11 protein-coding genes are annotated in these 14489 nt (G+C 61.3%); 7 read left to right on the top strand and 4 right to left on the bottom strand.

Translation table 11 applies throughout. From position 1 onward, the window contains the following. Positions 1–139 precede the first annotated feature (139 nt). From HGP14_RS21310 to HGP14_RS21340, 7 genes are all read left to right on the top strand, one after another. Positions 140–574: a DUF2852 domain-containing protein gene (locus tag HGP14_RS21310; protein WP_168831879.1), complete on the top strand. Its 435-nt coding sequence runs from the start codon at positions 140–142 to the stop codon at positions 572–574. Between the two features lie 88 nt (positions 575–662). Then, positions 663–1427 (top strand): M48 family metallopeptidase, encoded by a 765-nt coding sequence (locus HGP14_RS21315; RefSeq protein WP_168831880.1) that lies wholly within the window; start codon positions 663–665, stop codon positions 1425–1427. A gap of 75 nt (positions 1428–1502) precedes the next feature. Beyond that, positions 1503–2171, top strand: a complete 669-nt coding sequence (locus HGP14_RS21320; RefSeq protein WP_168831881.1) for a phosphoribosylanthranilate isomerase — start codon at positions 1503–1505, stop codon at positions 2169–2171. Between the two features lie 2 nt (positions 2172–2173). Beyond that, positions 2174–3394, top strand: coding sequence for a tryptophan synthase subunit beta (gene trpB, locus HGP14_RS21325; RefSeq protein WP_168831882.1), 1221 nt, complete (start codon positions 2174–2176; stop codon positions 3392–3394). 3 nt (positions 3395–3397) lie between these two features. Next, positions 3398–4237, top strand: a complete 840-nt coding sequence (gene trpA, locus HGP14_RS21330; protein ID WP_168831883.1) for a tryptophan synthase subunit alpha — start codon at positions 3398–3400, stop codon at positions 4235–4237. Between the two features lie 39 nt (positions 4238–4276). Continuing rightward, positions 4277–5179 carry an acetyl-CoA carboxylase, carboxyltransferase subunit beta gene (accD, locus tag HGP14_RS21335; protein ID WP_168831884.1) on the top strand — a complete coding sequence of 301 codons (903 nt, stop codon included), beginning with the start codon at positions 4277–4279 and terminating at the stop codon, positions 5177–5179. Positions 5180–5208: 29 nt separating this feature from the next. Continuing rightward, positions 5209–6561: a bifunctional folylpolyglutamate synthase/dihydrofolate synthase gene (locus HGP14_RS21340; RefSeq protein WP_168831885.1), complete on the top strand. Its 1353-nt coding sequence runs from the start codon at positions 5209–5211 to the stop codon at positions 6559–6561. Between the two features lie 48 nt (positions 6562–6609). On the opposite strand, the gene trxA is transcribed toward HGP14_RS21340, so the two are convergent. From trxA to HGP14_RS21360, 4 genes are all read right to left on the bottom strand, one after another. Beyond that, entirely contained in the window at positions 6610–6930 is a 321-nt protein-coding gene (gene trxA, locus HGP14_RS21345; protein WP_168831886.1) for a thioredoxin, read from the bottom strand. Between the two features lie 74 nt (positions 6931–7004). Beyond that, on the bottom strand, positions 7005–10556 hold the full coding sequence (gene addA, locus HGP14_RS21350) for a double-strand break repair helicase AddA (protein WP_168831887.1): 3552 nt from the start codon (positions 10554–10556) through the stop codon (positions 7005–7007). After that, positions 10549–13743, bottom strand: coding sequence for a double-strand break repair protein AddB (gene addB / locus HGP14_RS21355; protein WP_168831888.1), 3195 nt, complete (start codon positions 13741–13743; stop codon positions 10549–10551). Before addB ends, addA begins: the two co-directional genes overlap by 8 nt. Before the next feature lie 3 nt (positions 13744–13746). Further along, positions 13747–14481: a nucleotidyltransferase family protein gene (locus HGP14_RS21360; protein ID WP_168831889.1), complete on the bottom strand. Its 735-nt coding sequence runs from the start codon at positions 14479–14481 to the stop codon at positions 13747–13749. Positions 14482–14489: the final 8 nt, after the last annotated feature.

A 14489-nucleotide genomic window follows, 5' to 3' on the forward strand; every position in this document is an offset into this window, starting at 1 on the left:
CGTCTGCTGATTTAAGCTTGACCGTTCAAGGGCTTGTCCGATTTCATAATCGATCGTCTTGAAGGGTTGCGTAGCGGTAACCACATCGATTTTCAGCGTTCGGTATTCTGCCGGACGCCGAAAGGGAGGATACCGCACGATGAACCAGTCAGCATTGCTCCGCCCGGATTGGACTCCGGCTACCATTGCGTTGATGGTGCTCGGCTTCGTGGTCTTTTGGCCTCTGGGCCTGGCCATGCTTGCCTATATCATCTTCGGCGAACGCCTTCGTGGCTTCAAGCGCGATACGAATAACGCGACTGACAGCTTCTTTGCAGGCTGCCGCCGTTCGCACGGCCGCTACCGCCCGCATTTTTCGACCGGCAACGTCGCCTTTGACGACTGGCGGAAGGCTGAACTCGACCGCCTCGAAGAAGAGCGCCGGAAGCTCGACGAAATGCGTGAAGAATTCGATACCTACATGCGCGAGCTTCGCCGCGCCAAGGACCAGGAAGAATTCGACCGTTTCATGCGCGACCGCAAGAATGCAAAGCGCGATGACAGCGGCCCGGCCGCCGAGTTCCAGACACCTTGACGGACTTAATGGACCTCACCTAACCGGCATCCCGGCGATGCCGGTTTTTCTTTGCCTGAATTTCCCGCGAATCGTATAGAAAAGCCCTATGTTTCCGCTTCTTTCAAAGCTGCGGCGGTCTGCCGCCAGAAAGCCTGCGCCGCCTGAAACGCGGACGCTTGATGTGGCGGGGCGGCTGATGCCGCTGACGATCAAGCAGCATGATCGCGCAACGCGGATCACGTTGCGGATCGAGCCCGGCGGCAGGGCGCTGAAAATGACAGTTCCGAAAGGGCTTGCGTCACGTGAGGTCAATGCGTTCCTCGATCGTCATCAGGGATGGCTGCTGACGAAGCTCGCAAAATTTTCAGTCGACAGCGCGTTACACGATGGCGGCCAGATCCTCTTCCGCGGCATCAAGCACCGGATCGAGCACACCGGCAGTCTGCGCGGTCTAACCGAAGCGATCGTGATCGATGGCCGGCATGTGCTCAAGGTCAGCGGCCTGCCGGAACATCTCGGCCGCCGAATTGCGACGTTTCTGAAGAAGGAAGCGCGCGCCGACCTCGAGCGGCTCGCTAACGTCCACGCGCGTTCGATAAAGGCACCGATCAAGTCGATTTCCATGAAGGATACGCGCAGCCGCTGGGGTTCATGTTCGTCGGAGGGAAATCTGAGTTTTTCCTGGCGTATCGTCATGGCGCCTGGCTCGGTGATCGACTATCTGGCCGCGCATGAGGTGGCGCATCTCAAGGAGATGAATCACGGCCCGCGTTTCTGGGCGCTCTGCGGGAAGCTCTGCCCGCATATGGAAGAGGCGAAATCCTGGCTGAAACGCCACGGCAGCCAGCTTCATGCAATCGATTTCGATTGAGTGCGGGCCGTTCTAAATTAAGCGCCAGTCGCAAATTGGCTCGACTCTCTTGCCTTTTCGTGTCACTCCGCTGCCATGAAACCCGATATCAAAATCTGCGGCCTGAAGAGCGCTGAAGCGATCGACTGTGCGTTGAAGCGCGGCGCAAGCCATATCGGTTTTATCTTCTTCGAGAAAAGCCCTCGCTATATCGAGCCGGACGTTGCCGGAAAGCTTGCCGAACCCATACGCGGCAAGGCGAAGATAGTGGCCGTCGCGGTCAATCCGACAAGCGACGAGCTCGATGAGATCGTCGAGCTTCTGAAGCCGGACATGATCCAACTTCATGGCGACGAGAGCCCCGAACGTGTGTTGACGATAAAGGCTGTTTACGGCCTGCCGGTCATGAAGGCATTCTCCGTGCGCAGCGCCGACGACCTGAAGCGGGTCGAGGCCTATATTGGCATCGCCGATCGGTTTCTGTTCGATGCCAAGCCGCCGAAAGGGTCTGAACTTCCCGGCGGCAATGGCGTTTCCTTCGACTGGAGCCTGCTTGGCTGGCTTGACGACAGCGTGGATTACATGCTTTCCGGTGGATTGAACAAGGACAACATTGCAGAAGCCTTGGCAATTACCAAGGCGCCCGGCATCGACGTGTCGTCTGGTGTGGAAAGTGCGCCAGGCGTGAAGAGCGTTGCCATGATCGATGAGTTTTTCGATGCGGTTGAAACGGCCTGCGAGCCCCAAGCCGCCTCAGGGAGTTGAGTGTGAACCAGACGCCAAAACCAAATTCCTTCCGTTCCGGCCCCGATGAAGACGGCCGTTTCGGCATCTACGGTGGACGTTTCGTTGCGGAAACGCTGATGCCGCTGATCCTTGATCTGCAGGAGGAATGGAAGAAGGCCAAGGATGATCCGGAATTCCAGGCCGAACTGAAACATCTCGGCGCTCATTATATCGGCCGGCCGAGTCCGCTTTATTTCGCCGAGCGCCTCACGGCCGAACTTGGCGGCGCGAAGATCTATTTCAAGCGCGAGGAGCTGAACCACACGGGTTCGCACAAGATCAACAACTGCATCGGCCAGATCCTGCTTGCCAAGCGGATGGGCAAGACGCGCATCATCGCCGAAACCGGTGCCGGTCAGCACGGCGTCGCGTCTGCGACCGTTGCCGCCCGCTTCGGGCTTCCCTGCGTCGTCTACATGGGCGCGACCGACGTCGAGCGCCAGGCGCCCAACGTCTTCCGCATGAAGCTGCTTGGCGCCGAGGTCAAGCCGGTAACGGCAGGTCACGGGACGCTGAAGGACGCCATGAACGAGGCGTTGCGTGACTGGGTCACCAACGTCGACAACACCTATTACCTGATCGGCACGGCTGCCGGTCCGCATCCCTATCCGGAGATGGTCCGTGATTTCCAGGCCGTGATCGGCACTGAGGCCAAGCAGCAGATGCTGGAGGCCGAGGGCCGTCTGCCGGATCTCGTCATTGCTGCCGTGGGCGGCGGCTCGAATGCCATCGGCATCTTCCATCCTTTCCTGGATGACGAGAGCGTGAAGATGGTCGGCGTCGAAGCGGGCGGCAAGGGTTTGCAGGGCGACGAGCACTGTGCGTCGATCACCGCCGGCTCGCCGGGCGTTCTCCATGGCAACCGGACTTACCTGCTGCAGGATGGTGACGGCCAGATCAAGGAAGGTCACTCGATCTCCGCTGGTCTCGATTATCCCGGTATCGGCCCCGAGCATTCCTATCTGAACGATATCGGCCGCGTCGACTATGTGCCGATCATGGACCATGAGGCGCTCGAAGCCTTCCAGACGCTGACGCGTCTTGAGGGCATCATTCCTGCGCTGGAGCCGTCGCATGCGCTTGCCGAAGTGATCAAGCGCGCGCCGAAGATGGGCAAGGACGAGATCATCCTGATGAACCTCTCGGGCCGCGGCGACAAGGACATCTTCACCGTCGGCAAGATTCTGGGAATGGGTGCATAAGTCATGACCGCACGTATGGATAAACGCTTTGCCGATCTGAAGGCCGAGGGCCGCCCGGCGCTGGTCACCTATTTCATGGGCGGCGACCCCGACTATGAGACCTCGCTCGGGATCATGAAGGCACTGCCGGAAGCGGGCTCGGACATCATCGAGCTCGGCATGCCCTTTTCCGATCCGATGGCTGACGGTCCGGCAATCCAGATGGCTGGCCAGCGCGCTCTGAAAGGTGGTCAGACGCTCGCAAAGACGCTGCGCCTTGCTGCCGATTTCCGCAAGACGGATGATGCTACGCCGATCGTCATGATGGGTTACTACAATCCGATCTATGTCTACGGTGTCGAAAGATTTCTGGACGATGCGCTTGCCGCCGGCATCGACGGTCTGATCGTTGTCGACCTGCCGCCGGAAATGGACGATGAACTCTGCATCCCGGCAATCCGGAAGGGCATCAACTTCATCCGCCTGGCAACGCCAACCACCGACGACAAGCGCCTGCCGACCGTGCTGAAGAACACGTCGGGCTTCGTCTATTACGTTTCGATGACCGGCATTACCGGTTCGGCTCTGCCCGATCCATCGCTGGTCTCCGGCGCAGTGAAGCGCATCAAGCAGCACACCGATCTGCCCGTGTGCGTCGGTTTCGGCGTGAAGACGGCCGACCATGCCAAGGTCATCGGCAGCTCGGCCGACGGCGTTGTCGTCGGTACCGCAATCGTCAACCAGGTGGCGACGAGCCTGACGGCGGACGGAAAGGCGACGGCTGATACTGTTCAGGCCGTGGCCACGCTCGTTCGCGGTCTCTCGTCCGGGACACGTTCGGCACGCCTTGTTGCTGCCGAATAGATTTCCCACATTGGCTGCAGTCAATCAGGAGTTTTCGACTTGAACTGGATCACCAACTACGTTCGCCCACGCATCAATTCCATGCTGGGCCGTCGCGAAGTGCCGGAGAACCTATGGATCAAGTGCCCGGAAACGGGCGAGATGGTCTTCCACAAGGATCTGGAAGAGAACAAGTGGGTCATTCCGGCCTCGGGTTATCACATGAAGATGCCGGCGAAGGCGCGTCTTGCCGACCTGTTCGACAATGGCGAATACGAGTCGCTGCCGCAGCCAAAGGTTCCGCAGGACCCGTTGAAATTCCGCGATTCCAAGAAATATACGGATCGTCTGAAAGACAGCCGCATCAAGACTGAGCAGGAAGATACGATCGTCGCCGGCGTCGGCAAGGTTCGTGGCTTGAAGCTTGTTGCCGTCGTGCATGAGTTCAACTTCATGGGCGGCTCGCTCGGCATCGCGGCCGGCGAAGCGATCGTGCGAGCCTTCGAGCGCGCAATTTCCGAGAAGTGCCCGCTGGTGATGTTCCCGGCATCGGGTGGCGCGCGCATGCAGGAAGGCATCCTGTCGCTGATGCAGTTGCCGCGCACGACCGTTGCCGTCGATATGCTGAAGGAAGCAGGCCAGCCCTATATCGTCGTGCTGACCAATCCGACCACGGGCGGCGTCACGGCGTCCTATGCTATGCTGGGCGATCTGCATCTGGCGGAACCGGGTGCTGAAATCTGCTTCGCCGGCAAGCGGGTCATCGAGCAGACGATCCGCGAGAAGCTGCCGGAAGGCTTTCAGACGTCCGAATACCTGCTCGAGCATGGCATGGTCGATATGGTCGTCAAGCGCCATGATATTCCCGAGACGCTCGCGCGCGTGCTGAGTATCCTGACAAAGAAGCCGGCCGCGTCGGTTGCGGTGAACGGTGGCGCGATCGCTTTGGCGGCGAGCGCCTGAGCGAATAACCGGCTTGGACGGGGTGCTGAATGATACCCAGAGGCCAGACTGCAGTGAGTGAAGCGGCACAGGAGATCGACAAGCTCATGGGATTGCATCCCAAGGGCTTCGACCTTTCGCTTGAGCGCATCACGCGCCTTCTCGAAGTTTTGGGTAATCCCCAAAGCAAGATGCCGCCAATTATCCATGTCGCCGGAACGAATGGTAAGGGCTCGGTTACCGCCTTTTGCCGGGCGCTGCTCGAAGCGGGCGGTTACAGTGTTCACGTTCATACCTCGCCGCACCTGGTCAATTGGCACGAGCGCTATCGGATGGGTGTCGAGGGCGGCTCCGGTCAGCTCGTTGATGATGCCATTTTCGCAGACGCGCTGCGTCGCGTTGCAGAGGCCAATGCAGGGCAGAAGATTACCGTCTTCGAAATCCTGACAGCGGTGACTTTTCTGCTTTTTTCCGAGCACCCGGCCGATGCGGCAGTCGTCGAAGTCGGTCTCGGCGGCCGCTTCGACGCGACGAATGTGATTTCCGATCCGGCCGTGTCCGTCATCATGCCAATCTCGCTCGACCATCAGCCCTATCTTGGCGACCGGGTCGAACTGATCGCAGCCGAAAAGGCCGGCATCATGAAACGCGGCCGTCCGGTCGTGATCGGCCAGCAGCCCTACGACGCGGCGCTCGAAGTGCTGATGTCGACGGCAGAAAGGCTGCAATGCCCGACGGCCGTCTTCGGCCAGGATTACATGGCGCACGAGGAATATGGCCGTCTCATTTATCAGGATGAGTTCGGACTCGCTGACCTGCCGTTGCCGCGCCTTCCCGGTCGCCATCAATATGCCAACGCCGCGGCCGCAATCCGCGCCGTCAAGGCAGCCGGGTTCGTCGTCACCGAGGCGATGATGGAAAAGGCGATGAGTTCCGTCGAATGGCCCGGGCGGCTCCAGCGGCTGATGGAAGGCCGTCTGATGGCTCATGCTCCGACCGGTGCCGAGATATGGGTCGACGGCGGGCACAATCCCGGTGCCGGCGAAGTGATCGCCGAGGCGATGGCGAATTTCGAGGAGAAGCGGCCGCGGCCGCTCTATCTCATTACCGGTATGATCAATACCAAGGATCCGATCGGCTATTTCAAGGCCTTCGCAGGACTGGCCGAGAAGGTGTTCTGCGTGCCGATCCGCGGAAGTGACGCGATGATCGACCCGGTGATCCTGTCGAACGCTGCCTATGATGCGGGATTGGTGGCCGAGCCGGTATCGACGGTCGGCGAAGCTTTGGACGCGATCAAGGCGATCGTTGATCCGCAGGCTGCACCGCCGAGAATCCTGATTGGCGGCTCCCTTTATCTTGTCGGCGATGTCCTTGCCGACAATGGAACACCACCGAAATGAAAAAAGCCCGGTCGAAACCGGGCTTTTTCCTTCAATGCGCAAATCCAATTAGGCGGCGTTCGAAATCCAGCTCGAAAGAGCGGTCTTCGGGGCAGCGCCAACCTTGATATCGGCAACTTCACCACCCTTGAAGATGGCAAGCGTCGGGATCGAGCGAACGCCGAACTGAGCTGCCAGTTCCGGATTTTCGTCGATGTTGAGCTTGGCGACCTTCACCTTGCCGGCGAGTTCGGTGGCGATTTCCTCGAGGCTCGGAGCGATCATTTTGCACGGGCCGCACCACTCAGCCCAGAAATCCACGACGACGGGTTCTGCGGATTCCAGGACTTCCGACTGGAAGTTGTTGATATCGACTTTCACGGTAGCCATAGGCTGCTCCTTTAGCGGAATTGCTGTTGAACCACATGTGATGGTGCGGTGCCGAACTTTCAATGTCCGGTATTTCACTTTGTTTTGAGTCCTGCAAGCGCCAATGCGAGCGCGCGCTCGGTCAAAGTATGGACGGTAGCGTTCTCCGTATAGACCAGCATGCAGTCGATACGCTTGCCGGGATAAAGCGGCGCCAGGATTTCGCGGTAGATCGCAAGCTGCGCCTGATGCGCGAAGGGAATATCCTTGGCGGTCGCGGGCGGCACGCGATTGGTCTTGTAGTCGAGGATAACGACACGATCGCCGAACACCGCCAGCCGGTCGATACGGCCCGATACGGCATAGTGCCGTCCTTCCAGGGTTAGCGTGCCCATGATCGAGACTTCCGGCTGGGCGTGCGTTGAAAGGACGGGCTGAAGACTATCATCCGCCAATAGCCTCAGAACCGAATCGACCAACTGCTGCCGCTCGGCTTGCGGCCAGAAACGCGCGGCGCGGTTCGCGTAGCGCTCTGCCGCCGCCGCCCGCTCGGGTGGCGCAAGGTCCGGCAGCGTCTGCAGCATCCGATGGACCAGGCGCCCCTTTTCCAGTGACCGGTCAGAGCGGGCTTTTTCCGAAAAAAGCGGCGAGGTGACCAGCAGATCATCCGCCTCCTCATCGATGATCGTTCCGGCACCGGATGGGCTGAGCGGTCGCGGCAGTTGCCTTTGCGGCGGGAGCGGCTTGAGAATGCCGGCGGGTAAATGCTCCTGCCGGTTCTTATCCTCCTGCTTTACTGACTGCTCGAAGCTTCGGCTCACCTGCGGCACGCGCCATTTGACGCCCGTCCATTCGCCATCGGGACCGTCGAATGTCGCCGGCGTGACATGCGGATGGCTGTCTGCCATCGCCGATGAAATCATCATGTGCCAGGTGTCGTTGTTCGGCCTGACACCACGATAACCGCAGACGATCAGCCGGTCGGCGGCGCGCGTCATCGCGACATAGAGCAGCCGCCGGTATTCCTCTTCCGCCAGCTTTTGAAGTCGCGCCGCATCGGCCTGCGTCATCGAATTGGCAAGATCACCGACCGGAACCCAGACCGGCATCGGAGGAGCTTCCGAGCCTCTCTCGATCAGGCGCACCTTCGGCATATGTGTATGCGTGAAAGCTTTCGAGCCGCCGTCGACAAGGAAGACGATCGGCGCTTCCAGGCCCTTGGAGGCGTGCACGGTCATGATCCGGACTTCGTTGCGGCCCTTGTCCTGTTCGCGCTTCACTTCAGGTGCTTCGAGCTCCAGCGTCGAGATGAAGGATTGCAGGCCGGGCAGACCGGAGCTTTCGTGATCGAGCGTGAACGTCAGGAACTCGTCCAGAATATCGCTGACCTCGGTGCCGAGCCGCGCCAGGAACTGCCGCCGTCCGCCGTGAACGCCAAGAACGCGCGAGTAAAAGTCATGAACGGACAGATCTCGCGACTGGCCGATGAACAGCTTGAGTTTGTCTGTCGCCGCCGCGTACCGTTCGTTACCGTCTGCCGCAAACTTCTGGAGGTGAGCCCAGACGCTTTCATCGTCGTTTCGCAACCCCGCGAGCGTAAAGACATCATCCTCGGACAGGTCGAAGAGCGGGCTTTTGAGCACGGCTGCCAGCGAAAGATCGTCCTGCGGCAGGAGCAGGAAACGACCGAGAGCCAGCAGGTCCTGAACGGCGATATGGCTGGTGAGCCTCAGGCGGTCGGCGCCGGCGACTGGAATGTTGTTGCGCCGTTTCAGGGCCCGGGTGAGCGCATTGACGAAGCTATCGCGCTTTCGAACGAGAACGAGGATGTCGCCGGCTTCGATCCGGCGCTCCTTGCCCTTCTCGACGATCGTCTCGCGGCCGACAAGCCGCTCGATGGTAAAGGCCATACGCCTGGCAAGGATCGCGGCCGGAGCGCTTTCAGGCGTCGCATCGAACGGCGCCGTCCAGTCCTCGTCCTTTACGGCAACTTCAGGCGCGATCATCTCCCAGAGATCGACCGCACCCGGATGACCGATCCGGCTGGAGCGGTGGACGACCGGCTCGTCAACGGCACTGAGGCCGCGGGCGTTTTCCGGCGGCGTAAAGACATGGTCGACGGCGGCGAGAACATCGGACGTGGAGCGGAACGAAAGGGGCAGGCGCACGGAGGAAAACACCTGCCCGCTGGCCGAAACGCGTTTGCGTGTACGGTCGCTCTCTTCGGAGAACCGCTCCGGGCGGGCGCCCTGGAAGGAGTAGATCGACTGCTTCTCGTCACCGACGGCAAAGAGCGTGCGCACCACCGGCCGCGCGCTTTCGCCGGAAAAGAAATCTTCCGCCAGCGACTGGATCACGCTCCACTGGATGGGGCTCGTATCCTGGGCCTCGTCCACCAGAATATGGTCGATGCCCTGATCAAGCTTATAGTGGATCCAAGGCCCCACACCGCTTTTCGTCAGCAGATCCGCGGTCCGAGTGATGAGATCTTCGAAGTCCAGTTGGCTGCGCTGTTTCTTCAGATCCTCGTAGTCCCGGTTCAGCCGGTCGGCGAGGATAAGCGCTGCGTGCGTCGCATCGAACATGCGCATGATTTTGACGCGGTCGCGGCAGGCAACGACGTGCGCCCGCGCCGCCGCAATGGCATCCGCCAGCTCAGGTGCATCCGACAGCATGGCCTTAACGGTGAATTGCGAATCCGACTTGGGTTCGCCTTTTGCCGTCAGGAATATCTTCTCAAGCAGCTCGGCGCGCTTTGCGTGGTTCCGCTCATTGGAGGCCTGGCGCAGGCCATAGGCGACTTCCTGAGCTTTCGAACCGCCTTTCTGGGCGGCCAACGTGATGTAGAGATCAAGCGTCAGACCGAACAGGCCGGGCAGGGGCCAGTACTGCGATGCAATCCCGGCTTCGGTGTCACCAGCGGACAGCCCGAGCGCTCTGCGCAAGGCGGCCGCGACACCCCCCTGTTGTTCAGCGGCCGCCATGAACCGGCGGATTGCGTTGCGGTTCGCGACGATCTCGCCGAGCAGCGTCTCCAGTCCGGTCTCATCCCCGAGATTGAGCACATAGGAAAAGGCGTCGGCCAGATTGGGATCGTGCTCCGGCGTGGTGGCGGTCAGCAGCGAGCGCCGGGCATCGGCAAGCAATGTCGCTGCGGCGCGATCGTCGAGAACCGAAAAATGTCCGGCGACATTTGCCTCCAGCGGAAACTGGTGCAGCAAGGCTTCGCAGAAGGCGTGGATCGTCTGGATCTTCAGCCCGCCTGGCGTCTCCAGCGCCTTGGCGAAAAGTCGTCGCGCCTCGGCAAGCTTGAGCTCGCCCGGCGTTGCGCCTTCGATCTGTGCTATCCGGCTTCTCAGTTCCTCGTCCGGCAGCACCGCCCATTCGGCAAGGCGCTGGAAGACGCGGTTCGACATTTCGGACGCCGCTGCCTTCGTATAGGTCAGGCAGAGGATGGCAGAGGGGCGCGCGCCGGAAAGCAGCAGCCGGATAACGCGCTGCGTCAGCACATGCGTCTTGCCCGAACCGGCATTGGCCGAAACCCAGGCAGACCGCAATGGATCGGAAGCAATCGACTGCTGGATTGTCGTCCAACTGATCCAGACGCCCGGATCGTCGCCTTCTGGAAGTGCGGTTTGATCACTCATCGCCGCCTCCTTCGTCACTCTCGGCTGTCGACCATTCGGAGACGCGCGCCAGATGATCGTAATCGCCGCCGAAATCGAACTGCTGCGCCGGGATCAGCCGCGACGTGAAGCCGCGCTCGCCCGATTGCAGCAGTGATACGAATTTGACGAGCTGATCGATCGATTCATTCGCGAGATCGAGGGCCGACTTTGCCTTGTCGCTACGCGCCGAGGTCTCGTTGTTAACCACATCGGCACGGAAGCGGCTGCCGGGCCGAAGGCGTACATAGATGAGATCCTGCGGCACGAGGCTTCCAGCATCCCGGAAGGCGCCTGCACTGAGAGCAGCGGCTTCCAGCGCCAGCTGCGGATCAAGAAGCGCGCGCGCCTGGGTGGGTGATGGATTGGAGCCGGTCTTGTAGTCGATGATGTCGGCAGCGTTAGGCCCGGTAACATCGATGCGATCGGCAACGCCAGTCAGCCGGATATTGATGCGCTCGAGCTCCACGCCGCCGCGGACCTCCGTATAGGTCTTGCGGATTGCCGGCCTGCGTTCGGCTTCCCATTCGAGAAACGCTCGGGCGACCTCGCGGAAGCGCGGACGCCACACCGCATCGATGTGCGGTGGCAGATGCTCCATGTCGAAGAGCTCCGTCAGAATCCTCTCCATCGCGTCTGCGGCTTCCGGCGTACCGGCGATATGGCCCTCGCGCACAAAGCGGTCGATGATCGTGTGATAGAGCGTTCCGCGTTCGGCAGCACCCGGATCGCGATTGAAGGCGTCGACAGGGTCGAGCCGCAGGATACGCCGGGCATAAATGGCATAGGGATCGCGCCGCAGGCGGCCGACTTCGCTGAAGGAGTAGGATTTCGGCTGCAATTCCAGAGGCGGGGTGGGCGAGGGCCGTTGCGCCGGTGCCTGGCTCCTGCTTTCGTCGAGCAGGTTCACCCAATGGACGAAACGGTCGCCACGCGCCTTCAATTCCCGCTCGAAAGCCTCGCCGCCAAGCGCCAGCAGCCGCTGCAGCCAGCGCGACGCGACGGTGGGCGTCGAACCCTGCCGCAATGCACGCGAATAGATCAGGTGCCGCGTGCCGTTCGCCATCTCGAAGTCGTGCGCGAGCTGGCCGATGCGCCGCTCCGGCGGCTCAAGGCCGATTTCCATCTTCATCGTCCGCGAGACGAAAGGATTGTTGGCGGTCTGACCCGGCCAACAGCCTTCATTAAGGCCGCCCAGGATCAGCGTATCGACGCTTTGCAGGCGCGCTTCGAGTGTGCCGAAGATGAAGACGCGCGGATGACTGAGGGCGCGTGGCTTGACTGCCTGCCCGGCCGAAAGCGCCGCGACGATATCGATCCATTGTGGCCCATCTGCTTCGATCTGGCCATCCGTCTCGATCACTTCGCCAAGCAGGCTTGCGAGCGAAGCACCCGCTTCGCCACTCCAGAGACTGGCGAGATTGCCACGCTGATCGACCGCCACAGCTTCAAGCGCACGTCCGGTTCGCTCAGCCCAGTCTGAAAGTGTGAAGCTGGCGGTCAATCCACGGCCACCCGGCCCATGCCGGACAAGCGCCGATGCCAAGGGTTCGGTGGCCGTCGCCACGCGCCGGGCAAGATCGCGCGCTTGCTCGGCCGCCTCCGGCGGAAGCGATTTCCGCCAATTTGGTGCATGCCTGTCTCGGGCCTGCTCTGAAAGCTGGTGTTCGAGCAGGGGCTCCAGAGCGCTGACATCGACCTCGGCAACGCCACCGCGCAAAGCCAGCAGTTCCAGCGCCTCAACGGCTTGGACGAGCGCGCTCCGCTCAAGGCCAAAGCGAGCGAGGGGGTGCTTGAGCAATGCAACAATAGTAACCGGATCGCCGGGGCGGAGCGTTGCCTCGAGAAGAAGCTGCAGAAGCGTGCCCTGCTGCATGGCAGAAAGTGGCGTGCCGGCTGAGTCGTCAGCCAGAATGCCGAAGCGTGAGAGCTCCGACATCACCCGCCGGGCGAGATTGCGGTCGGCCGTGATAAGCGCTGCCTGGCTTTCACCGTTTCGCCCCGGTTGCTCGAGCGCCAGGCGCAGGGCAATGGCGATCGCCGTTGCCTCCTCGCGCTCATTTGCGGCTTCGATCAGCGCGACATCGGAGAAGGCTGCCTCCAATGCATCATCCGGCAGATCCTTCGTCCAGTCGCCCCAGCTGCTTGTGGCTTCCGCCGGCGCAAGGGCATGGGATAGAATTTCTGCGCGGCGTCTGAGATCCGCCGACGCCTCGTCAATCGCCACGACGTCGCTGCGCGTGAGCTTCAGGCGCTTGAGGAGAGAGGAGAGGCCGTATTGCGGATGGCTGCGGCTTGCCGGGTTTTCGCGCTGGCCGGAGGCCGTCTCCGGCGCCACCATTTGCCAATGCGTCTCCGGCATGGAAAGGTCGAGACCCGGCAGCACGATCACCCCTTCGGGCAGATTGGCGACAGCGGCGATGAGGTCGGCGGTCGCGGGCATGGAACCTGTGGATCCGGCAATGATGATCGGTCCGGTAGGTGTGGCCGTTGCAAGCCGGTTCGCCTCCGCGCGCAGGATCGCATTGCGATGCCGCGCCGGTGACGATTTGCCGAGTTCGGCAAGCCGATCGGGCCAGAACGTGCTGGCAGTCTGCAGGAATTCCGCCGTCAGCTGCCACCAGAGAGCATGATCCCCGACATCGAGCTTCGAGAGCTCGGACCATTCGCGATCCTCGGTCTCGATGGAATCGATCAGTTCGGCAAGGTTGCGGGCAAGCCAGATCGCATCCGCCGGGCTCGCCGGCGCGACCAATGGCGAGTCGGAGTGGATATGCCGCACGATCTCCGGCAGCTTGTTGCGCCAGGCGAGGATGAGACGGGCAAGCTCCAGCAGGCGCGCCGTATTCGAAAGCGGCTGAGCGAGGTCAAGGGTTGCAGGCAATGCCTCGTCAAAGTAGCCGCTGTCGTCATCCGTTTCACCAAGCGGGCGGATGGTCGGCAGGATCGCCGAACGGCCGCCGAGAAGATCGACGAACTCCGAACGCAGCACGCGGGCGGCGCGGCGCGTCGGCAGATAGATCGTCACCTGTGAAAGTGAAAGGGGGTCATTCGGGTCGTGCCGGAAAAGCGGCGTCAGCCGTCCGCCGCAGAGTGTCGCGGCCAGCGTTTTTAGGAAGGGCACCCCGGCCGGTATCGTGAGTATACGTGGCTGATGGCGCTCGCTCATGCCTCACGCAAACGTCCGGAATCGCCGGATCGTCTCCTCCGCTTCGTCGATCGCCTCGGGTGTTCCGACTGTCAGCCAATGGCCTTCAAGCATCATGCCGGACAGGCGCCCGCGCTCAATTGCCTTATCGAAGTAGATGTTGAGATTGAATGCATCATCGGTGGGCGCATCGTCCAGAAACGATGTGTCCATGGCGATCGACCCGGCATAGACGACCGGGTTGGAATCGCCTTCGCGGTAGCGCGCGAGCTTGCCTTCCGGGGAAAGGCTGAAGTCGTTCTTGCCGTTGTGGCCAGTGGTATCCGCGAGCTTGACGCAGAGCATTGCCATATCCATGCGATCCGCATCGTAGAATCCGGCTAAGCGTCGAAGATTGCTCGGCCGGTCGGAACGCTCGCCGATCCAGAAGAGATCGGCATTGGTCACGAAAACGCGGCCGCGATCGAGCAGCTTCAAGCCTTTTGCCAGGCCGCCGCCGCTGTTCATCAACCGGTCGCGTTCGTCGGAAATGATGATCTCGAGCGCGTTATAGGCCTTCAGATGCGCCACCATCTGGTCGGCGAAATGGTGGATGTTGACCACTGCTTTCTCGACGCCCGCTTCCGCAAGCGAGTCGAGTACATAGTCGATCATCGGCTTGCCGGCGACCCTCACCAGCGGCTTGGGCATCGTATTGGTGATCGGGCGCATGCGGGTGCCGAGGCCGGCCGCCAGCACCATGGCTTGTTTGATGGTCATCTGATCCG

The organism is Rhizobium sp. P32RR-XVIII, from assembly GCF_012641395.1.
Lineage (GTDB): Bacteria > Pseudomonadota > Alphaproteobacteria > Rhizobiales > Rhizobiaceae > Rhizobium.